The following is a 23682-nucleotide window of genomic DNA, read 5'->3' on the forward strand; positions in this document are numbered from 1 at the left end:
TACATGCAGAAATTAAAAAAGATATTTCAGATTCTCAAAACGGAACTAATGAAAGAAGGAGTCCTCAAAAACTCCATCTTCGTTAGTAGTTCCAAAGCCATATCCGCCATTACAAATTTGGTGTTTATGATTTATTCCGTGAATTTGTTAAGCAAAGCAGAGAATGGAAAACTCCAATACTTTTTAGGTTTTTTGCCCGTTGTTTTGGCTGTTGCAGAATTTGGAATTCCCAATGCCCTTATCAAATACATCTCACCCATGGCGGAAAAAAAAGAAAACCCGGGTGCGATCCTTAATGCATCACTTCGAATCAAATTTTATTCCTTTTTATTTCTTTCGTTCGCCTGTTTCATTGCTTACGCAGTTAGTGATGAAAATTATTTCGTCTTATTACTTTTGTTATTCGGTGGGATTATTATTTCCTTTATATCCTACTTCGAAAGCCTTTTTGTTTCTTACCGTAAGTACAAATCATTATCGCTTTGGAATCCATTACCAAATATAGTTCGACTTTTGTTGTTAATTTATTTTTCGGAATCCAGTGTTCATCCGTTGACTTACATGGACATACTCTCTATTTTTTGTATTGCTCCAATCTTTGTTTTGTTTTTGTTTTTTTTCTTTTTTGGGAAGGAAGAAATATCTTTTACAGCCGAGTCTTCAGCGATTCGAACGAACGAAAAAAAACTTTTGTTATTTAATCTTTGGGCTTTTGCCGCTTCGATTTGCGCCATCCTTTCCGATCGATTGGAAATTTTCTTTTTAAACCAATTTCATCCTCCTGAAATTGTTGCCGACTATGGCACAGCATTACAGTTGTTTAGTGGATTTGTTATTATTCTTGCTACTTTTAATTCCATCATTTATCCCAAACTGGCAAGGCTTGCGGAAACAGAAGAATTTCCTAATGTCTTGAAAAAATCAGTTTTTTTAGGAGGAATGATTGCCATCGTTTTATCCCCTGGAATTTTGCTAGCAGAACCCATCTTAACACTGTTATTTGGCACAAAATATACAAATTCGATTTCTGTATTTAAAATTTTATATCCAAACTTTTTATTACAATTGGTCTTTGCTCCCCTAGGAACGGCATTATTCGCATTAGGATTGCCAAGACTTCTTGCAGGACTTGCACTTCTCCGATTGTTATTTGGTGCAATATTTGACTACTGGATCATTCCCGATTGGGGTGCCAACGGAGCCGCCATATCATTGTTTCTCGGTCAAATAGTTTCCTGGTTACTTTTGACTGGTTACTTTATGGCTTACTTTCGGAAGTAACAAACTCATATATTTTTTTATAGTTTGTCTCCAAAGTTTCCCATTCCCGAACAGACACATTGGTTCCATATAATTTAAGATAGGCTTCTTTTACCGATTTTCCTTCAGAAAGGAATTCTTTCAGTTTCAAAAGAACCATTTTTAATTGGATGGAATCACTTAAAATGTCATAGTCTCTGTTGATTTTAGTCCCTGAAGACAGTTCAAATTCGCGAACAAAGATTTCGGGCAAACCGAGAATACCGTAACCCATAGAATGGTTCGTCTGAAAATCTGATCTTGTTTTTGCCCAAGCAAGTAAAAACAAAGTAGGGTTTGGCGGATATCCACCTAACAAAGTTCCATCGGGAAATTGTAATTTTTGCGAAAATCGAACAACTGCTCGGGAGAGTTCTTTCTTACGACGAACAGAAAAATTTGTTTTTTCAGCTTCCGTAAGATAAGCAAATAAAACTGCTTCCTCTTTACTATGGTCAGCCTTTTCAAAAAACCGACTCAAATCATGAGAAAAACGAGTGTCAGCTTCCCTATAAGAAAAAATAACCAACAGAAGAGGGAAAATGAGAAGAAATCCATGTCTGTATTTCAAAAGTATTTTCTTCATCCCTAAAAGTATCGGGATAGTTTCCCTTCTCTTTCTTTCTTTTTTTTCCGGACTTTCCGCTCAGTCCTATTCTGACTCCGTAATGGATGATGATCGTGCGAACCGTAATTTTGGTCGAGTGGTGGTCAAAGATAGAATCCAAAAAATACCAACAGCTCCGGAAAACAAAGGATTCGGTGTCCTAACTGAGCTCATTACCGGAGGAAGGTTTCATTCCCAAAAAGGGGGAGTTGATTCTGAAAAGGCCAACCGTTATTACTCACAAGGAAATACCACAACACCCACTCTCTTCTATTATTCAAGCCAAGGTTGGAATTTAGGTATCCTTCTGGCACCAAGGGTCACCCTTTCAGAAGGAAGGGTAGTCGAAAAGGAAGTCCGCACCATTTATGATTCCGAAGCCACAGCCCTCCTTTCCAAAGATATTTCGGGAATCCAGTTGGGACTCGAGGTTGGGCGTGGATTCAATCGATTGGATCGGTTTGGATTTTTCTTCGTGGGAATGGCCAATTATGGTTCGGTATCTATTTCACATTCTTCGGGCCTTCGCATAACAGGGATTCATTTAAATGCCAAACCAGAATTAGAAAATTGGTTTGGTCCTCCCTGGACAGGATATCGAAGAGAAATTTACGGTGGGATTATTGGTTCTGAAAAAAACCTATTCTGGGATGAGTTTCGTTTTTTCCACTATGTATATTCTGACCCCAACCATAATACAAATGGACAAATCCAATCCGGCCAAAGGATTTCTGGACGGTATTCCTACAGCGGTATGGAATTTCAATCTAAGAAATTTTTTGAGACATGGGCCATTGATCTAGTTGGCATTCGCCTTTTGGGAGAATCCAAATCTTCAATCAATCCTTGGACAGAAGGAAAAACGGCCACCAATTCATACTTGGGTTATCTTTCTCTCCATTCTCAAGGTGAGAAATTCAGTTTTGCCTTAGCAGGACTTTTTACTAAAAAAGATACTAAAGATCGATTGGATTCAAATAGCGATGGTTATGCGTCTAGTTTCGCCGAACCAAGAGTATTAGGGGGATATTCCTCCTTTCTATTGTATCAATCTTTGGATTTCATCCATTCTCCTCAATTCCGAGATGTTCCCACAAAAGATAATCCTAACTTTGAAAACAAGGGGAATCGAGTTTATGGAATCCAAATGGGTATGGATTGGTATTCCTTTTTTCGTACCGATCTTTTTATTAATCGTTCTGATTCCTTTTTAGGAAAGGGAAATGAAGTGATTGGAAAAATTAGTTTTTTATCTAACGATTATGGTAAGTTATTTGCCCAAATGAGTGCATCCTACACAGTAATGGATCCACGCAGAACACGCGTTTGGATTACAGAACCATTCACAGAAGAGGAACCAAAAAAAGAATACTTACGATTTTATGTTTCTTTAGGAATCCAGTTTTAAGACTGACTTAGTTTGTACCAGGTTTTAAAAAATCGAACTTCATTGCCTTTTTCATTGTAAACAATAGAATCAATATTCATCTTAGCTAGAAATATACCCCGTCCACTCACCAAGTTGGCCGCAGGGTTAACTACTGGATTGGGAATTTGACTGACAGCAAATCCATTTCCTTCGTCCCGAATCACTACAGTAATGCCAACATCATCCATCGAGATTTCGATAAACACAGCTGAATTGTTTTCAGCACAACGAGCATCAACTAACTTAAAATAATCTTCGTTGGCCTCCAAACAGGCTTGTTTTTCCTCATAACTCACACCGGCTACACCGTGTTCAATGGCATTTGCCAACAATTCATATAAAACAATCTTAATAGAAATCAAATCTTCTTGGGTAGCAATGGGAGAGTTTAAAATTTCTTTTACAATAAAAGCAATATAGGAATTTAATTTTTTGATTTGTGGACGGATTTTGATTTTACGATCCGCACTGAACTGAATGATCTCGCCACTATTAAATAAAAGAGTTAAATCAACATCAGCATTTTCAAATTTTTTAATCCTAGAACGGAGGGCTTCCATTCGGAATGGTTTTAGAAAAAAATCAACGGCACCCATTCTAAAAACATCAATTGCAATTTGTATATCGCTATCGCCGGTGATCACCAAAAAAGGAGTTTGGTTTCCATCAGCTCTTAATTTTTGTATGAACTGAATTCCATTTAATTTCGGTAAGCTGATGTCAGAAATAATGAGATCAAATGTATTTTGATTAGAGATGGTAAGGGCCTCTTGTCCATCGGAAGCAAGAGTGACATTAAATTCATCTTTGAAGTATTCCCAGAACAATTCGCGGATGGTATCTTCGTCATCAACAAAAAGGATTTTCATAGAATGGAGTCTTAGAGTAAAGGGAACTCCAATCTATAACAATTGTAAATCTATTTTTGAATTTTAATCTTCTAAGTTGTAAGATCGGCCCAGTTTATAAGTCAACTGTAACTCTTGTTGTAAGTCCAGAATTTCCCTACGAGTAAAAAACGCTATCTTTCCGCCTGAAAGCTCAAACGCATAATAGGTGGTGTCCTCCGATTGGAGCAGGGATTTCAATTGGCTGAGTGATGTGACTCTTGTTCCATTGACTTTCTCTAAAACTAAATCCTGAAATTCTTGGTATCCTAGGTTCCCTTCTAGGGGGAAAACACGGCTTAGAATCACTATCTTCTCTCGGACAGGGTGCACCTTTTTTTGATAGTAATCAGAAAGATAAACGAGTTTTTTCTCTGATTTTACCCGGTATTCCGAACCAAATTCCTTCAGATAGGCATTGGTAAGTTCAGTGAAAAAAAACCCACCAACAATCAAATACAAAGGTTTCCTTTTTTTGGCTTCTTCCGGAATTAGAAAGTCATTAGAATCATAAGCACGTAAATCATAACTGACAGACTGGTTTTGAAAGTTCCGGTGTAGTTTCAATTGTATTGTCTCACCTAACTCACGCAAAACACCATTTGATTTTCGTAAAATCAAATCATATACCCTATCCGTCCGATCCCAATCATCAACCTTAGACAAAGGTATAGAGTTAATCTCTGTGACCAAATCTCCTGGAAACAGATTGTAAGCAGGACCAACTCCAGGAATCACTTCCGTTACGAGAAGCGGACTGACAATTGTTTTAGAATAATATTCTCTTTCCGACGGAGTTAAGTTGACATCAAAAACCAAACCAGGATGGGGAAATGGTTTCCCACCTGTTTTATAAAAAGTTTCAACATATTCCGTTGGGATCAAAAATTCAGAAACAGTCACACCACATAACAGTTGATTTTTGAAGAAAAAATCAGATTCTTCTGAGGTTTTTTTCTCGAGTAACAAAACCTTAATTGGTGTTTTGGAAAAAGGAAGGAATACATAACGAGACTTTCCAGTAGGACAAATTTTGTTTGAAGATTTAGAATCCAAAACAACAGGTTTGGGAAGTTTTGGTATTTCTTTTGTTTCCAAAAGAAGAAACCCAGTTTCTTCGTCATAAGATTTAATTCCTAATTTAGGAACCGAATAATCAAAAGATTCAAATTCAGCAAAAACAGGATTTTGTTTAGGGAGTGTAACTCCAAAAAAAAGACCTTTACCTACATAAATCAAATTCAGTTTACGAGAGAATGGTTCCCCCACAAGCCAAGGATTCTGATGACTTGTTTTTTGAAAGGTAATCTTAGATTCGATGATACGTTTGTCTTCGAAATCTTCAGCACCTAAAGGAAGTAAGGTGGCAAAAATCAAAAACAATACAAAAGTAGATTTAAAACTCTTCATAGTTGGCACCATATCTTTTTTTCACACGTTGGTTCATCTGATAGACAGACTCTGGTCTAAGGACAATTGGTAGGTCCATTCCTCGAAATCGAAGGACAACAAATCCTTTTTTACCATCCTTCCAAATGGTTTTAAATTCATTTAAATCTTTGGGAACACGACCGTTGATTGACTCTACGACTTTGTATTTATATTTTTTATATTTTGAAGTTTCAGGATCGTTAAAAGTATAACTGAGAACAATGTCGCGAGTGGTGTACCTGTACAACAAATCCTGGATAAAATAACTATAGTGATATTTTAAAGAACTATCTAGATCTCCATCTTCTGAATGAAAAAAAGATCTTGTGATAGGTTGAAAAACAAATCCTGCCTGTAAAAAATAATCTTCCGTAGAATCTCTATACAAATCCAATGCATAGTTTTTTTGAAGATTCACTTCTGCATCGTACTTTTTGCCCGCTCTGTAATAACTCACTATAACTTTAGAATTGAGTTGTTTGTTTTCGATCCAATCAATGATAAACTCTTTTGTGTTGGACTGTGAAATTTCACCATCGTTTGTGAGTGGTAAACCATCCACTGCAGTGACAAAATCCTTTTCCTTTAAAACTTTTGAAAATGTGGAAGAAGGATAAATTCGATTCACAAAAATTCCCGACTGATCGGAAGGAACCTTCATTGCTTGTTTCAGGCTTCTAGGATTTCCATTTTGAAAAGTAAATCCAATATTTGGAAATCCATCGTATTTCCCATCGTTTATATCTTCTAAAAAGTGACGAATGATATCATTCGATATTAAATATGCAATCCCTTGTTCCAAAGTACTAATTTGAAATACAAGACCAACCACTTTGCCATTTTGAACTGCCGGACCACCAGAATTTCCAGGTTGGATATTGGCATTAATTTTTAATACATTACGATAATCTAACCCCGAGTAGGTGTACCGATTTTTTTCAAATCGAAGAACAGATCCCTTCTCCACTGATAGGCTATCGTTTCCATTGGGAAAACCAAGGAGTAATACATCCGATCCCAAATTGGGAACTCCTTCCAAAAAGGAAAGTGTGTTTGTTTGTTCTGAAAAATCCGGATCGTTTACTTGTAATAATGCCAAATCACAATCGTAACCAATGTATTTAACATCTGCTAAATATTCTTTTTTTGTGAAACTACTTTTAACAAGAATTCTTTTGGCATCGCGAACTACATGGGCATTTGTCAAAATGGTTTGGCCAGGTAAAACAAGACCAGATCCAAAACCTATGGATAAATTCTTTTTCATCCATGGTTGTGTTTTGTTTTCCGTATTAAATCCTTCATTACGAATAAGAACCACAGAACGAAAAATAGAATCTACTGCTGGTTCAGGATCTACTTGAGCATACACTGACTGAATCAATATAAAAAACAGAATGCAGAGTTTTAATAATTTATTCATAATATAAAACGATTTTCTCCCAAAAGGTTTGAGTCTCTGTGATTTTTTTTAGGACCGCATTTCCTAAAACTCGATCCCCAGGTTTTGGATCTTTCCATATTGTATTCGATGATAATAAATCACCGGAACCAGAGGAAGGCACTCGGATCAAACTATAAGCAGAATCGCGAATGCATGTGATACGAAAAACATAAGATACCGTCTGATCCCAATAAAAGCTCTCATCCTTTTCCAAATACTCTAACGGACAAGACGAATCAAAAAATACTTCGATATTGGACGGAACATCTTTTCTTCTCCGTGGATTTTGAGTGATGGATTTAAAATAAAATAAATTTGGATTCTGGATAGGTTTGTAAGTACTAATTGTTTTTTTACCTTCTACGACAACAGGGGTTTGTTTTTTAGAAGGATAATCCAATTCCGTATCATCTGTATTCAATTTGGGAGGTGTTTTGATTTCACCTGCAACCAGGCCGGTTTCAATTTCTAAATATTGTTTTTTTCCAATTCGATGAACAGCCCTTAATCGAAAGGTATTCGGATCTAAATTCCCTTTTTGATTGGATTGGAATCTAATAAGCATGGGTTCAGGCTCATTCTGGCAACTGAATCGAAAATAGGTAACGGAAGAAATACGAGATGCAGGTTCTAAATGACAATTTCCATCATCCATCGGAAAACTTTGTCTCGAATGAATCTGTTTTTTGATTGTCCGAGACGGTTTCCGCTCTTTCCAAGCACTTACCTCTTCTTTTAGCGATTGTAAGGATGGATTGATATTTGTGCGCTCCGCAAAAACAAACCCAGTCGCGAAAAGAAACAAAATCAATCCGAAGTATATAGATAACTGCCTAATCATGGAATACCGATTATGGTGATTATCGGCTGGTCTACCCTTCAGAATCAACTGGCATCCCATTGATTTCTTTTCTCATTATGTCTCGAACCGAGGATGAACTTTTTTTTTGGTTTTCAGACTTTCAAAAATTCGAGGGGTGGAAAAGTAATGTAAGAAATAGGAGAATACTTTTTTGAACTGGAACTTTCTTAAAACCGAAATAGAACCTGGTGACTTCCTCATCGATTGTCGTTCCCAATCAGCATATGAAGAAGAAACATTAGAAGGTGCCTACTACTATCCATTTATCAAAAAAGCATTTGGATCCGATCCAGAATCCCAAAAAAAATTGTACGGGCCAATGACTGCTGTCGTACAAGAATTCCAAAAATCAAAAAAGAGTCGAATCATCGTTTTCGATGAGGGAATGGGGATGTTTTCCACTCGTATGGTCTATTTACTTCGTGGAATGGGAATCAAAGATGCCTATGTTCTTGGCCAAAAATGGCCCGCCACTGGAAATAAAGCAAAAGGTGAGCTGAAAGTAGAACCACCAATTGCTGATAAAGTAAAACCCATTGAAGGTGTTGTGGACAAAGCCTTTATGGAACGAAATCTTACGAAACTCCAAATCTTTGATGCAAGAACCATGGAAGAATACGAAGGCCGATTGCCACGCCTTACCGCTCCAGAAGAGGGAACTCTCTGTGGTCGTTTGCCAGGAGCCTTCCTTTGGGATTGGAGAAATTTATATGATGGGGAAGCCAATCTCATCGAACGTTCTTTATTCAAAAAACGCCTGAACGGATTTCCTTTTATGCCAGAAAGACCCACTGTGATTTACGATTACAACGGAGCTCGTTCTTGTTTACTCGCCCTCATGCTTCGTGAAGCAGGTTATATTGACATCACAACCTACCAAGGTTCTTGGTTTGAGTGGAGAAAGTCGAGCCTACCCAAACAAGCGGTAGCGGTTTTTGGTGCCAAACAGGGGGCAGCTGCTGCACCTCGTGTGGGCGGAGTCGATCGCAAGAAAGTTTAAAAAAGGATTTACGAAACCCCTATCCATCGATCCACTTACTCCTGCTCCTGGAGGGGTCGATGGCATTTCGTTTATTTCTCTTATCATTCTCTTTATTCTTTTTGGAATGTGCGTCTCGCATTGTTTCCCAAATTCCTATCACGGAAGAATCGTTTCCTGTTAACAAACAAATTCAATGGATTCAATCGGCAAATGAATTCACACTTAGAAACCAAACTCTCGGAAAGGACTTTATCAAACTTTCTTTGGAAGAATCCTTTCTCAAATCCTTCACAAAAGAGACCACTGCCAAATACCGGATGGCATCTTTTCAATTCAAAGAGTCTGTACAAAAGTCCTGCACAGAACAATCCATAGACGAAGTCAAAAAAGAAACAGGTAAAGTCACCATCAAAGGAAAGTTAACCGGCAAAGGTTGTACGAGTGATTACCAAATCGTTTTTTTAGCCAAATCAGAAACCGAAGTAGAATTCAAAATCACACTAACGGATCCCACTCTCAACAGAGTCCAACTCCATTATGTTTCTCATCCAGAAGAGAAGATTTTTGGACTTGGAGAACAATTCACCTATGATGAACTCAAAGGAAAAACCCCTTTTCTTTTTACTGAAGAACAAGGAGTGGGGCGCGGAGACCAACCCATCACTACAGGAGCAAACTTACTCGCTGGTGCCGGTGGAAATGCTTATACCACTTACGCACCTATCCCTCACTACATTACTTCCGAAAATCGTTCTGTTTTTTTTGAGAACAGTGGTTATGCGAATTTTGATTTTAGTGATTCCAAAAAAACCAAAGTGGAATTTTGGGATTTTCAATCAGAAAAATCTCTGACCGGAACCATTTGGATTGGAACTTCTACCAAATCACTGATTGAAGCTTATACAAAAAAAACAGGAAGATTTCCAAAACTCCCGGACTGGGCTTATGGAACCTGGCTTGGTGTCCAAGGAGGAACAGAAAAAGTTTCCTCAATCGTCAAACAAGCAAAAGATGCTGGGAATCCTGTCACAGCACTTTGGATCCAAGACTGGTGTGGGCGTCGTGTGACTAATTTTGGAGATCAACTCAAATGGCGTTGGTATGCAGACGACAGTCTTTATCCAGACTTTAAAAAATTTGTAAAGTCGATGAATGACCAAAACGTACAAGTATTAGGTTATATTAATTCATTCCTTGCCGATACTGATCCCAAAAAACCAGGAGATGATTTTACAAACCCTCTATTAACAGAAGCAAAAGCAAAAGGATATCTTGTAAAAAACCAAAACGGAGAAGACTATCTCATCCAAACCGTTGGATTTCCCGCTTACCTCATCGATCTCACTAACCCTGCTGCCGTTCGTTGGACCAAAGATCTTATCAAAAAAAATCTGATTGGAATGGGTCTTTCTGGTTGGATGGCAGATTTTGGAGAATGGTTGCCTTATGACGCCAAACTTGCATCAGGTGTTGATGCTAAAATTTATCACAACCGTTATCCGGTAGATTGGGCAAAAGTCAATCGGGAAGCAATCAGAGAAGCCGGGATGGAAGGAAAAATTGTTTTTTTCACTCGAGCAGGATACAGTTATTCCAACGCACACTCTACGCTCTTTTGGGAAGGAGACCAAATGGTGAGTTTTGGAACCAACGATGGTCTTCCTTCCTCCATCATTGGGCTCACAAGCTCCGGTATCAGTGGTTATGCGCTGAACCATAGTGATATTGGTGGTTATACTACCATTTCCAACCCACTTCGTAATTATCATAGGTCCAAAGAACTTCTATTAAGATGGGCAGAAGCCTCTGCCTTCACTCCGGTTTTCCGAACGCATGAAGGAAATAGACCTCTAAAAAACTGGCAAGTTTATACCTATACCAAACCAGATGGAACCAAGTCCCTCGGAGATGACGATACAGTTGCCTTATTTGCAAAAATTTCGAGAATCCATTTTGCCCTCAAACCATATATTCAAAGTTTGGTGGAAGAAGCGACACAAACAGGAATCCCAGTGGTTCGACACAACTACCTTGTGGAACCGGAAGATAAAAATTTATTAAAATACAAATACCAGTTTTTCTTAGGAGATGATCTTCTTGTGGCTCCTGTTGTAGAAAGTGGAGAAATTGTTCAAGATGTTTACCTTCCTCGTGGCAGATGGCAACATCTTTGGACAGGAACCACTTACGATGGTTACAGAAAGGTGCAAGTCCCCGCTCCTATCGGAAAACCACCAGCTTTCATTCGAGTTGGCGGAAAATCGGAAGGCCTAATCCGTTCTTCCATTAGTTCCATTCGCAATAAAGACTAAATCACGGAGACAAACCCAAATGAAATTTGCACTGATCGGAGACATCCACGGGTATTGGAACCAAAGTGATATCGAGTATTTCAATGCATCAGATTATGATTGTTTGTTCTTTACGGGAGACCTTAGAGGAAATCCAAAACTTGGTAAAATCTCTTTCCAGGGTCTCACCAAACGAGCGTATATGATTCCTGGAAATTGGGATGGGATGAGTCTCACCTCTATCATTGGCGAAGTGATCCAATCCAAAATTCTCATCCAATCCGGTCAACTCGGTCAAAGTAGCAGAATGCGTAAACTCTCAGAACTAGTAAAACCAATCACTCTACTTGGTTATAGTTCCTTAGTTTTATCGCAAGAGTTGGATTTAAGTCTGATTGTAGGTCGCCCTCATGCAATGGGTGGTGGCCTTAGTTTTGCACCCAATATGAAAAAAACCTATATGGTTTCGAATCTGGATGCTTCCATCGAAAAATACAAACGACTGATTGATGGAACTAAAGAAAAAAATTTATTCTTTCTTTCGCATAACGGACCCTTTGGTTTGGGAGCCGCTAAAAATTCGATCTATGGAGCTGAATTTAAAAAGGAAGGTGGGGACTGGGGAGATGTGGATCTTACTGAAGCCATTAGTTATGCAAAATCCATTGGGAAAAAAGTACCTCTCGTTCTCTCAGGCCATATGCATCATTCCATTAGCAAAAAGAAAGAACGGGAAACCCATGAATACACTGGGGGAACTTTCTATGTCAACGGAGCCAAAGTCCCAAGGATTCGTGAAGGAAAACATTTCCATACAAAAATCGAATGGGATGGTGGTTCTGCGACTGTGATCCCTTTATGGGTATAGTGATCATTCACTAACCCAGACTAGTTTCAATTTCAATTTTTCCTGACAAAAGTTTATGAACCGGACAAGCATTGGCAACAGCGAGTAATCTTTCTCGTTGTTCCCCTGTTAAATTTCCGGAAAGATTTACAACTCTAGTGAATTTATGATCTTCTGGTGATCGTTTATCGATCGTTACATGAACTTCCACTGAATCCAAAGGATATTCTTTTTTATCAGCATACATCCGAACTGTTATAGAAGTACAAGCACCCAGAGAGGAAGCCAGTAATTCTGTTGGCATAGGTCCTAAATCTGTTCCTTCTTTGGCCTGGGGTTCGTCAGCGACCCAACTATGTTTTCCTGCTGTGATTTTTGTTTCATATTTGGTTTTGGCAGTTGATACTACCACCTTGTCTTCAAACACTGCTGTCATTTGGATTCTCCATTAGAAATTCGTTCGGCTTCTTTTATAGCAAGATCACGATTTTTTAACATTGCCTCTTCTACCTTTAGACGCATTCCTTCAAACTCTTCTTCATTTAAGTTGCGAGGAACCGAAATAGGTTCCCCATAAGAAACAACAAAAGTGGTAAAAGGTTTCGGAACTCTATGTTTGTCCCAGGCTCTTCTAAGTATCCACTGTCTACTACACTCGTAATGAAAGGGCACAATAGGAACTTGTGTAACTTGGGCTGCCGCAATGATTCCTGGTTGGACAATGAAGGCTGGTCCACGAGGTCCATCAGGCGTAAAGGCTGCCGGTAATCCTTTTTTTAAATGTTGGATCACAGCCTTTAAAGCTTTGGAACCACCTTTGGAACTACTCCCCCGAACACTTGTATTTCCAAACCTGTGAACCACTTGATTGATATAATCTCCGTCTTTTGATTCAGAAATCAAAACGGCTACGTTTTTTCCTCGGTGCAAATAAGGAGAGTACAAAACGTTCGTATGCCATATTGAATAGATAAATGGTTTTTTGTTTTTGAATAATTCTTCGTAGTGTTCGTTTGTTAAAAAACGAAACCTAGAAGTGAGGCCAATTAAACGTTGAAACCAAACGGCAATGAGTGGCAACAACCAGACTAAAATTCTACGTTTCAAATCGAATATCTCTCCCTAGAGATTAGATTCCAGGGAAAGACAAATCTAAAGAAAGATCAAGTTAAGTTTTCTTTTTGAACAAATCACCAAGTTTGCCCAAATCTTCTGGTTTGATATTGGTTCCCGCAGCTTTTTTGTTTTCTTCTTGGATTTCTTTATATACTTCTGCCCGATGGACAGAAACATTTTTCGGAGCCTTCACACCAATCTTTACTTGATCACCTTTAATATCAACAATGACTATTTCAATATCATCGCCAATCATAATGGATTGGTTACTTCTCCTCGCAAGAACTAACACGAGCTATACCTTCTCGGAAGACATCTCTTCCATAGACTCGATGATGTTTTTACGAATAGGATGATTTTCATCCCGAGAAATACATTGTTTCCCCTTTCCCTCTTTTCCATTCAGAATGATAGGGCCTTGTAAGTTAGCCGTCATTCCTTTGGGATTATCATGAGGAATCGTAACAATTAAAAATATAAGTCCCTCTTTCCAACTGGAAAGTCCGATGTCATGCAGTTCCTCATCAGAAACAGCAGGTTTATAATCGTTCATAAACAATTCAGGTTGGATAACAATAAATGCCAGTCCCGACTCCTTTGTGGATTGTAACCATTTGAAAGGACTTTCAGGACTTTCTTCGATAAGAGCATACTCATCAAATTCATCAAATCCGAGCAACCCTTGTGGGAATTTTAGGATTTGTTTTGTGTCCACTTGGATGGTTCCGAAAGGTTTTGTGTGAATCGTTACCGACATTCTAGTTCCTGTACTTTCTTTTCTTTCTAATATAACCGTCATTTAGTTTCCGTTACCGAAGGAAATCCATCAAAGTTGGTTTGATAATTTTAGAACCGACATTGAGCGCATAACTATGAATTGTTTCTAACCATTTCATATTCATAATTGTTTCCGGAAAATCGATTCCTTCATTTTTAGCAAGAAGTTCTGTCATATACATTTTATCGTAAGAAACTCGTTCTTCATGTTGTTCCAAACGATTCATACGAGCACCAATGGTAGAACGATGACGAAGGATATTTTCTAATGCCAAATCCAAATCACCCAAATCCCTTCCACCAATTCGTTCTTGGTCTTTTTGGATCAGGTCATTTCGAAGTTGGATGAGAACATCAAACACAGAAAGTCCTGTGACAGTTGCCGATTTAGAAAAGTTATTTGGTGGTTCACTTGCACTTGGTTCAATGAGTCCAATGTCGCGAAGGACTGTTCCTCCATCCACATCCTCTAACCAAATTTGGTGAGGTGCCGTAGAAGAAATGGAAATGTTATCTTGGGCAAGTTTACTTGCTTTCACTTCGAGAGGTGCATTATTGATTTTATCAATCACATCGTCGATGGTATCACCCACAGAGATATGAATTTCCACTCCATCAATTTTAAACTTTTGGTCGGAAGTGGCTTGGTAAGCGGAGTTATCCACTTTGGAAGTGACACTGACGTTCGTTCCCCAAAATACTTTGTTACCGGGAATAGTAATCGGAATGTATTCACCTTTTTCGATTTCACGGAGTTGTTCTCCGATATCACCGCGATACTCAACACCCACGTATTGGTTTTTGAGTTCCAGGCCTTGCAAACCTTTAATTTTTGATTCAATTGGTTCAAAAGGAGGTCTTTCAATGACATGACCACCAAACAAAGGTTGTCCGGTAGCATCACGGGCATTCGCAAGATCAACAATCGCACGTAAATGTTGGTCAATCTCTTTACCAATCGCAACTTCTAATTCAAATCCCTTGTCCCCTTGGTAAATCCCGTTTCCCGCTTGGACGGTAAGAACACGAGCCCTTTGGAAAATTTCACCCATCTTGTCTAGGACACCATCAATCTGTTGTAACCTTTGGTATCCGTCCCCAATGTTTTCTTCGTATTGGGAAAGTTCGTTCAGGCGAGAACGAAAGTACATTTGGTTTGTGGCCGCACCCGGATCATCGGATGGTTTACGGATTTTTAATCCCGTACCCAATTGGGTTTGGGTTTCATCCATAGCCACTTGGTGGCGGTTTAAGTTCCGCACCAAGGAATTGTTCTGCATCATGTTAGTGATTCTGATCATGATTATACACCTAACCTATTGATGATGGTATCTAACATTTCATTGAGTGTGGAGATCATTCTGGCAGATGCATTATAAGATTGTTGGAACTGAACCATATTGGCCATCTCCTCATCCAAATTCACACCCATCACAGACTGACGCATGTTCTCAAGTTCCACCATAAGTTCATTTTGAGTGGTATACTCTTGTTTTGCTTCTCTTGCTTCTGTTCCGAGTCTAGAAATCAGTGAGTTATAAAAATCATCCGTTGTTTTGGAATAATCAAACATCACCGGTTTTTCACGGAGGGCCGCTGCGATGAGAAGTGCATTGGATCCATCTTTTTGACCGTTCGGTGAATTATAATCACCGGACCCATTCACATCCTTACCACGAGCTGCTGCAATGTTTGCTGGGTTGTTTCTGACATCTTCTGACATTTTAAAGAAAGAAGAAGGATGATACATTGGTGTGAGAGTGATGTCCTGCGCATTCGCTTGGAATTTGTTGATCTCACCCACTTTGCGATAATCAAAAGATCCAGCAACACCTGTTGCCGTTAAGATTCCTGTCAGACCCACAAGAAGTTCGCCTGAGTCTTCCAAGTGGCGAATCATAAAGTTTTCTTTTTTATCCAAAGGGTTTGTCGTTGCTTTTAGCGCCAACTGGTTGTCATGCGACATGTAAGCCACAACACCAGTTTCCGAACGATTGATTCGTTTGATCACAGCATTCAAAGTATCATCTTTGGAATAAGGAACTAAAATTTCAGTTTCCCCACCAGGACTTGCTTTCAAAAAACGCATGGTTCCTGAAATTCCAATCGGACGATCGGCATCAATTGAGGTACGACCTGTTACACGGAACACAGCCGTTTTATCGTTCAGTCCATCTCCATCGGTATCAATTTCACCGAAGGTATTGGTGGCAAGAGCCCTGCTTTCAAAAAAGTTAAGATTGGTTTTTCCATTCAAACCAAATCCATCTTTATGAATTTCATTGATGACATCCATCGCATTGATGGCGAGAGCATCGACAGCATTGATTTTTTCGACGAGAATTCGGTCTCTGATTTCATAGAGAGCTTGGATGCTCCCCTTTCGGAGTAAAACTGTATCTCCAGTTTCTGACCATTTTAAGTCCAAAAGGCCATCGTTATTTGGATTTCCGACCAAATCGATTTTATGAACTTTTTGTCCTTGGACAAGGATCTGTTGGCCAATAAAAACCATCAGTTCATCTTCGTCACTGCGGCCAATGGTAATGTCCGCCATCCCCGCAAGTTCTTGTAAAAGTTCATCCCTTCTATCCAAAAGGTCATTCGGATTATCACCTAATGCTTGTGATTTTGTGATTTTTTCGTTCAGAGATTTGATATTCTCTGCCACGGTATTCAAATGGTTTACTTTTGATTCGATTTCGCGATTGGATTGGTCTCTGAGTAAAGAAAGTTTTCTATACACATCTTCCATTCGAGAACCAAGAGCTTCCGCTTTTTCTTGGACTACGGCTCTATGCGCCGTTTCTTCTGGATAGTTAGAAAGATCCTCCCATGAAGACCAGAACTGATCCATCATAGAACGAAGTGTGGTTCCTGTTGGTTCGTTAAAAACAGTTTCTACTTGGTATAAGTAATCATTCTTTTTCCCCCAATATTCTTTGAGAGATGAAGAATCAATGATACGATCATCGATGAAATTATCACGAACTCTTTCGATTTCGGAAATTTTTACCCCTTGTCCAATTTGTCCCGGCACTTCCGCACGGTTGAATGCTGGCTCATAAAGGGGATCCATACTATTCATGACCACTCTTTGACGAGCATAATGTTTGTTATCCGCATTGGATATGTTATGACCAGTGGTTTGGATCGCTTGTTGGTGGACCGAAAGTCCTCGTTTTCCTATTTCAATTCCTTGGAATGTTGATCCCATACGATACTCCTAGGCAGTCGCGTTCAAAATGATCGCGCCTTTTTGGCCCTGCCCACGCCTTGTCGGTTGTTTGTGTGAGGTATAAACTTTTTCCCTGGATAACTCTTGCAAAGAGTCAACAGTTGTTTGTAAAAAATCTTTTCTGGTTCTTAAGAGTTTGTCGTTTGTGATGATAGCATCTTTTAAATCTGCCACGACCTTCTTTAATTCCAAAGCAAAGGTTTTTAATTTAAAATTGGAATCACGATCCATTTGGTTCAAAAAACTCGTGAGAGTAATAGAAGATTCTTCTTTTGTGAATTTTTCTTTTTCGTAGACATCTTCAATGGCCTTCATTCGAATTCGTTCCAATTCTGAGGCTTCTACCATAATATGATAACTTTCTTTGACATGGGATTCCAAAGACTTTCCGTCCGCAGAATGGATGGCCGCTCTTTTTTTGCCTTCCAATTCCAGAAGGCGCTTGTAACAGTCTATTTCATTAGTAAATAAACTTCTAAGTGATTCTACCCAATCCAACATGCGAATTCCTTTTCCCTTATGGGAAGGATCGACGGATTCCCAAACTAGCTTAGGAAAATTTATAAAAATTTACTATTTTAAGGTCTATGTCGCTAAAATCGCCTTGTACCAAAGTCTGCATGATGGACCCAGATTCTGGGCTCTGTGCGGGTTGTTTTCGAACTATTGAAGAGATTGGGAATTGGTCAGTGATGACTGAGGAAGAGAGAGAAAGAGTTTGGAGTGAGCTCCCGCAAAGAAAAGCGGGAGACTCTCTCAAATAAATTGGTTATTTAGAACCTTTATCGATCTTGTTGCGGTGTTCTTCGCACAATCTATAGAGCTGGTCTGTAGATGGATTTTTCTTTGTGACTTTTTTTCCGCATACAATACACATTCCTTGGGCTCTTCTTCGTTTGTATAACAATTGAACTCGCTCTGCACCGGAAAGATTGTATTTACTGATTTGAAGGCGAACCCCTTTTACCAAATAGCTTCCAATGGCAGACTCTTCACCTTTTTTAAGTTCGGTAAAAATCTTACTCAGCTCATCCGGTTTAATCGATTTAGGTTTCATACATTCTCCTGCTTTCTTGCTAAATTTAACTCTCTGTTAGATTCTAAATGTTAATGCACATTAGTCAGTACCCACTAACGCGCAACACAATTTTGAAATCATATCCGATTTAACGAATATAGACAAAAAAACTAGGGATAAACTCTAATATTTAGAATGATTTTTGTCTTGGCAAAGTTCAAATTTCGATTACGATCAAATGTAAGGAGCCATGTATGGAAAAGAAATACAAAACACTCAAAGATTTTTTCCCATTTTATTTAGAGGAACATAGTCATCCCTTCAATCGAGCTCTTCACTTTGTTGGATCAAGTCTAGCCTTAGGATGTATCCTTGGATTTTTATCTACAGGTAAGTTCTATATCTTAGCCTTCGCTCTTGTTAGTGGGTATTTCTTCGCATGGATCGGACATTTTTTTGTCGAAAAGAACCGACCTGCAACCTTTACCTATCCATTTTATTCTTTTGTCTCTGATTGGGTCATGTATTTCAAAATGTTAACCGGTCGCATTGATGTAGAATTTGCCAAAATTAAGTCAAATAAAGGTTAAGATGAAACTTGTTCTCAACTTACTCGTAACTTTTGTTCTATTGTTTGGTTGCCAACCAAAGGATGTCACCAAACAGGACATTACTGCTCTGCGAGATGGAAATCATGAAAACCTCTTCAGTTTTTCAAATATGATTTTGCCAAAGATCCTAGGACAAGAATTCAAACGGTTTGAGTCGGGTGTGGATGCGGACAAAAAGAACGAAGTTCATATCACCTATGGCAGTAACTCAGCCCTCACCTTCAATGATAAGTCCGATTATCGTAAGACCAGTACTGAATACCATAGTTTAGTTCTTTTACGAGTGGGTTATGCCCTAACCCTTCATCAGTTTCATAGACTTTCTCTCAGCCTTTCTAAACCATTTTTCATTCAGGGAGAAAACAATCCCGATGCAGAAATCCAAGAAGCAGAAATTTTCAGAACCACCATTTCTAAACCAGAATTAGACGTTTTTTGGGAAAACCACCCCAATTTTGATCCCTACACTGCTCCCAAAATAGGAGAAAAAGAATGGGAGGCCATTACGGCGGAGGTTCAAAAGTTATGGAAAGTGGAATTGGATGAATTTAGTCGGGTGAAGTTGGAATGATCCATGGATTTTCGTCGCCTAACGCGCGCTCCAATCGATCTAAATAAGAAAGTTTAGGAATTTCATAAGCACCTAACTGCCAAGTCACATGATTGAGTTGTTGGGTGTCAAACAGCTCAAATCCCGACTGCCTCAATTTTTCGAATAGATGATACAAGCCAACCTTACCTGCATCCGATTCAAAAGAAAACATACTTTCTCCGGCAAAAAATTTGCCAATCGCAACCCCATAAACCCCACCCACCAATACATTCTCTGCATTCCAAACTTCTAACGAATGGGCCCAACCCAATCGGTGTAATTCCATATACCCTTCGATAAAACCGGGAGTAATCCAAGTATTATCTTTTTCTCTATAGGAACAACCTTGCATCACAATCGGAAAGGCTTCATTAAAAGAAATACGAAACTTACCTTGTCTGACTTTGCGAAGGACCGTTTTTGAAAAATGAACTCTTTGTATATCAAAGATGGCACGGGGATCTAAACAATACCAACGTATTGGGTCTTCTGACCAAGGGAAAATTCCTAGTTTATAAGCATATAACAAACGCTCTACGGAAAAATCCCCACCTACGGCAACAAGGTCTTCCTTCCATATCCGCGGGTTTTTAAAAAATTGGTCTAAACTCCTTTGTGTCAAGGTTCCAATACATCCTTTGGATAATCATATACGATTTTTACTTTCAAACTTTTCCCATTTTCATCATTGATATTGGAAAGTCCTTCGAATTGTAAAATTCGTCTGGTTTGGACATCATAAACTAAAAGAAACGGTTTCACAACTTGTTTCAAAAGAAAATTGTCAACTTCCAATCGTAAATACAAAGCAGACCTTCCCTTCCATTCCCCATCTTTAATTTTCTCTGCTGCAAATTTATAATCATCTAACTGAATAGGTGCAAGGAAATGAAAAGACATCCGCTCTCCCTTTGCCAAGGTTTCCCAATTGTTTCGTACAAAATAATCAAAACCCCCATCCATCACGGCCGGATACTTCGGAGTGTAGGTCCTTTCTACAAGAGGATCTTCTTTTTTACGTTTTGAAAAAAGGCGAACTGATTTACCTTTTACATCTGCTCCTTCCGTATAACCATCGCGAAAGTCTTCTGTTTTAAAAGTGGGGACTTCTGAATTTTTATCGAATTCAATGTGTTTGGTGCCAAACACCTTTCCCTCTGCGTCTTTGTAGAGGATATCTGAATGGACATGTTTTCCATTATTATAATATTCTTTATGATTGTCTGAATAAATGTATTTTCCTGTATTCAGATCGTAGGCTTTCCCGAAGTATTGGTACTTTGGTTTTTCTGCCCATAAAGGCAAAAAAGATGGAAAAACTATGGCAAAAATTAGGATTTTACGTATCATACTGCTTAGACCATGAAAAAATACAGACTGACTGACCAAAGGACACTTTTAGGAATCGTTTCCAAACTAACCGCCACTGTCCTCCAAGAGAGGGATTCAAAACAGAAATTCACTCTCCAGAACCCAGTTGCTGTAAACGATATTATGAAGTCGGTTCATATTACCATTACAACAACCGAACCCCTCCTTTCCAAACCCAAGTCTCTTATTTGTGTTCTCAAAGAAAACAGAGTCGAACTTCGAGTCAAACCAGTCAATCCGTACCAAGATGATTTACTCCAAGTTTATGAAATTCTCATCGAACCATTGGAAAGGTCCGCCAAACGAGCCAACATCGAAGATATCTCCGCTTACGAATTCAAAATGGCACAAACTGCGGATTTAGGTACGGTTATCTCAATTTATGGAAAAACTTCCATCATCAACCAAACATTGAACCAATGGCAGGTCCATTTGGAACAAACACTGACAAACTACGGTTACTTCATCAAAAAAGTCCAAATTGGATTTTATTATGCGGTGGACACACAACTAATGGAAGCCTTAGCAGCCTCGAAAGCACCGTATTACGTGCGTGATGCGAATCGTAGAATTTTTTATACAGACAGAAGTTTCTTTAGCCCCAAAAAACTCAGCGAAATCTACGTTCGATCTTATTTAGATTCTCTACTTTTAAACAATGCAAAATCGACTCTGATATTTCCTTTTTTTTCCAACGGAAAAGTTTTACTAGGTTACTTTGAAATCATCAGCAATTTACCTGACCTCGGTAATCCTATCTTACAATCTAATATTGAAGGCCCGGAAGGAATTGGACCTTTACTCACTTTCTTAGAACAGAAAGCTGAGGAATTTGTATTTCAATTGGAATTTGCATATGCGAAAGATTGGGAAACCATTATTCGCACAACGCCCGTTAGAGACATTAGCCAAGATGGTCGAGGAATTGGTATGACATTTCCAGCTGGTTCAAACATCGAAACAAAGACCTTAGGTTCTCCTGTATCTTTCCAAATGGTTATCAACTCATCGCCTTATACTTTTTACGGAAGTCTGAGAAGTATGAAAAAAGGAGAATCTGATTCTATAAATATCGGATTACAAATTTTCCAATGCGACAAACCAGAAGGGATGTCTTACCTTAGTTCTTACGCATCAAATTTAATTGGAGAAGCTGTTTCATGACTCCAGAACAATATGAAACAATTTTAACCTTATTAACAGAAATCCAAAAAACGGGGGGATCTGACCCTTACCGTTTGGTACTTTATTTAGTTCCAAACATTGGTATCATATTTGGCACCACTCTTTTGTTTTTTTTGTTCCAGTGGTGGCATAAACAAAAGATGGCACTCATCCAATCGGGCCAATACAAACCTTGGAGTTTTGACATCAGATTGTATTCATTTTTCCTAGGTCTTTTGTTGACATTCACTGGTTTTGCCTTATCGTTTGTATTTATACTCGTCTTAGGTCGTTCTATGGCGATGTTAGGAGGGTTAATCCCATTCGCAATTGGACTCGGTCTCTTGACCTTCTACAAAATGAGTCGTTAGAGTCGACAAAACGTATCTGCAACGAGGAAGACTGGAATTCTGTCCAGTCGGTCTTACGGGGTGACGTGTCCCAATTCGAATTGCTCATGAAAAGATACCAGGGCATGGTATTTTCCCAAGCAAAGAAAGCCTTTCTCACTGATGAAGAAGCAGAAGACTTTACCCAAGAAGTTTTTTTAAAAGCCTATGAATCTCTTAGCCAGTTTCGAGGAGAGTCACAATTTTCGACTTGGTTGTTTCAAATTGCAAAATTTCGCCTAACAAAAGTTTTTAAAAAGAAAAAACTCCCCATTACTGACTGGAAGGAAGATATCAGTTCTGTTGCTGATCTTTCAAAACCTTCCGTTGTTGAAATTTTAGACAAAGAAGAAACAAGTCATAATTTACGATCTCTCATTTCTAAATTACCAAAATCATACCAAATGCCAATCCTCTTACATTACTTTGAAAATAAACCGCTCAAAGAAATTGCTTCAGATCTAAATATAAAACTAAATACAATCAAAAGCCATATTTCGAGAGGAAAGGATCTTTTAAGGAAATGGTGGTCACATGAAATCGAAGGTTGATTCTCAAGTTTCAAACGCATTTCAATATCCGGATCCGTTTTTAAAACATTCGGAAGCGCCTGCTGTAATCCGCCTCAGAGTATTAGGACAAATTTTACCATTGAAGTTTTTATTTTCTTCTCTAGGTCTTTCTATTTTGTTATTTATGATTCCAATTGCGATCATGTTCCTATCTGTTTCTCACAATGAAAATACAGGATTACTTTTGCCGATTTTGATTAGCTCCAGTTTGTTTTTCTGTTTTTATTCGCTCGTGCTTGGCTTTTTACTCCTCAACACAAGAATTCCTTTTCTGAATGAATGGAAAGAGAAACTTGGATTTGAAGAGGTTTAAAGTATTCGTGAAAGCCCTATTGGTTCTCCCATTTTTTTGTTTTGCCGTTTCGCTTTCTGCTGAGGCTCTGCCATCTGGTGAAGAGTTCTTGAAAATGGATTTGGATCGTGCTCTCCCTCTTGTGGAGTCTCTTTCCAAAGAAGATTCGAAAATTCTTGTTTCGGAGCTCCGTGCAGAGATCAAAAAGTCATACCCCAAAGTAGATCATTTTTATTTCCTCATATCCCACTTGGAAGAAATCCAAGCCATTGAAAAAGAACAGGCACGCCTCCGTTCTCTCCTTTGGGTTTATGGATTGGCCTTCTTTTTATTTTTCGGATTTCTCGGGTTTTTGTTACTCCGCCAAAGACAAGCCATCCGCGATATCAATCAAATGCTCGGGAAATAGATAGATATCGTTTCTTTGTCATCATTTTGTATTCTCTTTGTAATGAATCCCTGT

At 38.7% G+C, this 23682-nt stretch carries 28 protein-coding genes; 13 read left to right on the top strand and 15 right to left on the bottom strand.

All coding sequences use genetic code 11. The features are described 5' to 3' along the window. Window positions 1-3 precede the first annotated feature (3 nt). Complete coding sequence (locus EHQ49_RS11870) at window positions 4-1281, top strand: oligosaccharide flippase family protein (protein WP_135579653.1); 1278 nt, start codon at window positions 4-6, stop codon at window positions 1279-1281. On the opposite strand, the gene EHQ49_RS11875 is transcribed toward EHQ49_RS11870, so the two are convergent. Then, complete coding sequence (locus EHQ49_RS11875) at window positions 1259-1885, bottom strand: hypothetical protein (protein WP_135579655.1); 627 nt, start codon at window positions 1883-1885, stop codon at window positions 1259-1261. The two genes, EHQ49_RS11870 and EHQ49_RS11875, sit on opposite strands and share 23 nt — an antisense overlap. Window positions 1886-1967: 82 nt before the next feature. On the opposite strand from EHQ49_RS11875, the gene EHQ49_RS11880 reads away from it, so the two are divergent. Next, window positions 1968-3314 carry a hypothetical protein gene (locus tag EHQ49_RS11880; RefSeq protein WP_135580033.1) on the top strand — a complete coding sequence of 449 codons (1347 nt, stop codon included), beginning with the start codon at window positions 1968-1970 and terminating at the stop codon, window positions 3312-3314. Here EHQ49_RS11880 and EHQ49_RS11885 read toward each other — a convergent pair. The 4 genes from EHQ49_RS11885 to EHQ49_RS11900 all read right to left on the bottom strand — a co-directional run bounded on the left by EHQ49_RS11885 (window position 3311) and on the right by EHQ49_RS11900 (window position 7902). Continuing rightward, window positions 3311-4204: an ATP-binding protein gene (locus EHQ49_RS11885; protein ID WP_135579657.1), complete on the bottom strand. Its 894-nt coding sequence runs from the start codon at window positions 4202-4204 to the stop codon at window positions 3311-3313. The two genes, EHQ49_RS11880 and EHQ49_RS11885, sit on opposite strands and share 4 nt — an antisense overlap. A gap of 63 nt (window positions 4205-4267) precedes the next feature. Then, window positions 4268-5632 (bottom strand): PDZ domain-containing protein, encoded by a 1365-nt coding sequence (locus EHQ49_RS11890; protein ID WP_135579659.1) that lies wholly within the window; start codon window positions 5630-5632, stop codon window positions 4268-4270. Then, the gene (locus tag EHQ49_RS11895) at window positions 5619-7076 is read right to left on the bottom strand and encodes a S1C family serine protease (RefSeq protein ID WP_135579661.1); all 1458 of its coding nucleotides are present in this window, start codon (window positions 7074-7076) and stop codon (window positions 5619-5621) included. The genes EHQ49_RS11890 and EHQ49_RS11895 overlap by 14 nt, the downstream gene beginning before the upstream one ends. Next, window positions 7069-7902, bottom strand: a complete 834-nt coding sequence (locus EHQ49_RS11900; RefSeq protein ID WP_244241466.1) for an LIC11113 family protein — start codon at window positions 7900-7902, stop codon at window positions 7069-7071. Before EHQ49_RS11900 ends, EHQ49_RS11895 begins: the two co-directional genes overlap by 8 nt. Window positions 7903-8110: 208 nt before the next feature. On the opposite strand from EHQ49_RS11900, the gene EHQ49_RS11905 reads away from it, so the two are divergent. Genes EHQ49_RS11905 through EHQ49_RS11915 form a run of 3 tightly spaced genes read left to right on the top strand, consistent with a single transcriptional unit; the run spans window position 8111 to window position 12100 of the window. Continuing rightward, entirely contained in the window at window positions 8111-8959 is an 849-nt protein-coding gene (locus tag EHQ49_RS11905) for a sulfurtransferase (RefSeq protein ID WP_135579663.1), read from the top strand. 59 nt (window positions 8960-9018) lie between these two features. Continuing rightward, window positions 9019-11253: an alpha-glucosidase gene (locus tag EHQ49_RS11910; RefSeq protein WP_135579665.1), complete on the top strand. Its 2235-nt coding sequence runs from the start codon at window positions 9019-9021 to the stop codon at window positions 11251-11253. 19 nt (window positions 11254-11272) lie between these two features. Further along, a complete protein-coding gene (locus EHQ49_RS11915) occupies window positions 11273-12100 on the top strand; it encodes a metallophosphoesterase (protein ID WP_135579667.1) in 828 nt (275 codons plus the stop codon). A 10-nt stretch (window positions 12101-12110) separates the two neighbouring features. Here EHQ49_RS11915 and EHQ49_RS11920 read toward each other — a convergent pair whose 3' ends face one another. From EHQ49_RS11920 to flgN, 7 genes are all read right to left on the bottom strand, one after another. Further along, window positions 12111-12515, bottom strand: coding sequence for an OsmC family protein (locus EHQ49_RS11920; protein WP_135579669.1), 405 nt, complete (start codon window positions 12513-12515; stop codon window positions 12111-12113). Next, the gene (locus EHQ49_RS11925) at window positions 12512-13186 is read right to left on the bottom strand and encodes a lysophospholipid acyltransferase family protein (RefSeq protein ID WP_135579671.1); all 675 of its coding nucleotides are present in this window, start codon (window positions 13184-13186) and stop codon (window positions 12512-12514) included. Before EHQ49_RS11925 ends, EHQ49_RS11920 begins: the two co-directional genes overlap by 4 nt. A 61-nt stretch (window positions 13187-13247) precedes the next feature. Next, window positions 13248-13487, bottom strand: a complete 240-nt coding sequence (csrA, locus tag EHQ49_RS11930) for a carbon storage regulator CsrA (RefSeq protein WP_012390131.1) — start codon at window positions 13485-13487, stop codon at window positions 13248-13250. A gap of 3 nt (window positions 13488-13490) precedes the next feature. Beyond that, the gene (gene fliW, locus EHQ49_RS11935) at window positions 13491-13952 is read right to left on the bottom strand and encodes a flagellar assembly protein FliW (RefSeq protein ID WP_208732221.1); all 462 of its coding nucleotides are present in this window, start codon (window positions 13950-13952) and stop codon (window positions 13491-13493) included. A 52-nt stretch (window positions 13953-14004) separates the two neighbouring features. Next, window positions 14005-15270 (bottom strand): flagellar hook-associated protein 3, encoded by a 1266-nt coding sequence (locus tag EHQ49_RS11940; protein ID WP_244241476.1) that lies wholly within the window; start codon window positions 15268-15270, stop codon window positions 14005-14007. Window positions 15271-15275: 5 nt separating this feature from the next. Continuing rightward, window positions 15276-17189, bottom strand: a complete 1914-nt coding sequence (gene flgK, locus EHQ49_RS11945) for a flagellar hook-associated protein FlgK (protein WP_100718711.1) — start codon at window positions 17187-17189, stop codon at window positions 15276-15278. A gap of 9 nt (window positions 17190-17198) precedes the next feature. Further along, window positions 17199-17711, bottom strand: coding sequence for a flagellar export chaperone FlgN (flgN, locus tag EHQ49_RS11950; RefSeq protein WP_135579677.1), 513 nt, complete (start codon window positions 17709-17711; stop codon window positions 17199-17201). A gap of 86 nt (window positions 17712-17797) precedes the next feature. Here flgN and EHQ49_RS11955 point away from each other — a divergent pair, with 86 nt between their 5' ends. Then, entirely contained in the window at window positions 17798-17974 is a 177-nt protein-coding gene (locus EHQ49_RS11955; protein WP_135579679.1) for a DUF1289 domain-containing protein, read from the top strand. A 5-nt stretch (window positions 17975-17979) separates the two neighbouring features. On the opposite strand, the gene EHQ49_RS11960 is transcribed toward EHQ49_RS11955, so the two are convergent. Continuing rightward, window positions 17980-18267, bottom strand: a complete 288-nt coding sequence (locus EHQ49_RS11960) for an LIC10235 family protein (protein WP_100789131.1) — start codon at window positions 18265-18267, stop codon at window positions 17980-17982. Between the two features lie 215 nt (window positions 18268-18482). On the opposite strand from EHQ49_RS11960, the gene EHQ49_RS11965 reads away from it, so the two are divergent. Continuing rightward, complete coding sequence (locus EHQ49_RS11965; RefSeq protein ID WP_135579681.1) at window positions 18483-18818, top strand: Mpo1-like protein; 336 nt, start codon at window positions 18483-18485, stop codon at window positions 18816-18818. A 1-nt stretch (window position 18819) separates the two neighbouring features. Beyond that, window positions 18820-19410 carry a hypothetical protein gene (locus EHQ49_RS11970; RefSeq protein ID WP_135579683.1) on the top strand — a complete coding sequence of 197 codons (591 nt, stop codon included), beginning with the start codon at window positions 18820-18822 and terminating at the stop codon, window positions 19408-19410. Here EHQ49_RS11970 and aat read toward each other — a convergent pair. Together aat and EHQ49_RS11980 are read right to left on the bottom strand one after the other, a co-directional pair. Then, window positions 19388-20053 (bottom strand): leucyl/phenylalanyl-tRNA--protein transferase, encoded by a 666-nt coding sequence (gene aat / locus EHQ49_RS11975; protein ID WP_135579685.1) that lies wholly within the window; start codon window positions 20051-20053, stop codon window positions 19388-19390. The two genes, EHQ49_RS11970 and aat, sit on opposite strands and share 23 nt — an antisense overlap. Next, a complete protein-coding gene (locus EHQ49_RS11980) occupies window positions 20050-20781 on the bottom strand; it encodes a hypothetical protein (RefSeq protein WP_135579687.1) in 732 nt (243 codons plus the stop codon). The genes aat and EHQ49_RS11980 overlap by 4 nt, the downstream gene beginning before the upstream one ends. A 12-nt stretch (window positions 20782-20793) precedes the next feature. Between EHQ49_RS11980 and EHQ49_RS11985 the strand changes: the two genes are divergently transcribed. The 5 genes from EHQ49_RS11985 (at window position 20794) to EHQ49_RS12005 (ending at window position 23628) form a co-directional block, all read left to right on the top strand. Next, complete coding sequence (locus EHQ49_RS11985) at window positions 20794-21966, top strand: hypothetical protein (protein WP_135579689.1); 1173 nt, start codon at window positions 20794-20796, stop codon at window positions 21964-21966. Further along, the gene (locus EHQ49_RS11990; protein WP_135579691.1) at window positions 21963-22337 is read left to right on the top strand and encodes a hypothetical protein; all 375 of its coding nucleotides are present in this window, start codon (window positions 21963-21965) and stop codon (window positions 22335-22337) included. The genes EHQ49_RS11985 and EHQ49_RS11990 overlap by 4 nt, the downstream gene beginning before the upstream one ends. A gap of 86 nt (window positions 22338-22423) precedes the next feature. Continuing rightward, complete coding sequence (locus tag EHQ49_RS11995) at window positions 22424-22906, top strand: RNA polymerase sigma factor (RefSeq protein WP_135579693.1); 483 nt, start codon at window positions 22424-22426, stop codon at window positions 22904-22906. Then, the gene (locus tag EHQ49_RS12000; RefSeq protein ID WP_135579695.1) at window positions 22890-23240 is read left to right on the top strand and encodes a hypothetical protein; all 351 of its coding nucleotides are present in this window, start codon (window positions 22890-22892) and stop codon (window positions 23238-23240) included. Before EHQ49_RS11995 ends, EHQ49_RS12000 begins: the two co-directional genes overlap by 17 nt. 7 nt (window positions 23241-23247) lie before the next feature. Then, entirely contained in the window at window positions 23248-23628 is a 381-nt protein-coding gene (locus tag EHQ49_RS12005) for a hypothetical protein (RefSeq protein ID WP_135580037.1), read from the top strand. Window positions 23629-23682: the final 54 nt, after the last annotated feature.

The organism is Leptospira perdikensis (genome assembly GCF_004769575.1).
In the GTDB taxonomy this organism is placed as follows: Bacteria; Spirochaetota; Leptospiria; order Leptospirales; family Leptospiraceae; genus Leptospira_A; species Leptospira_A perdikensis.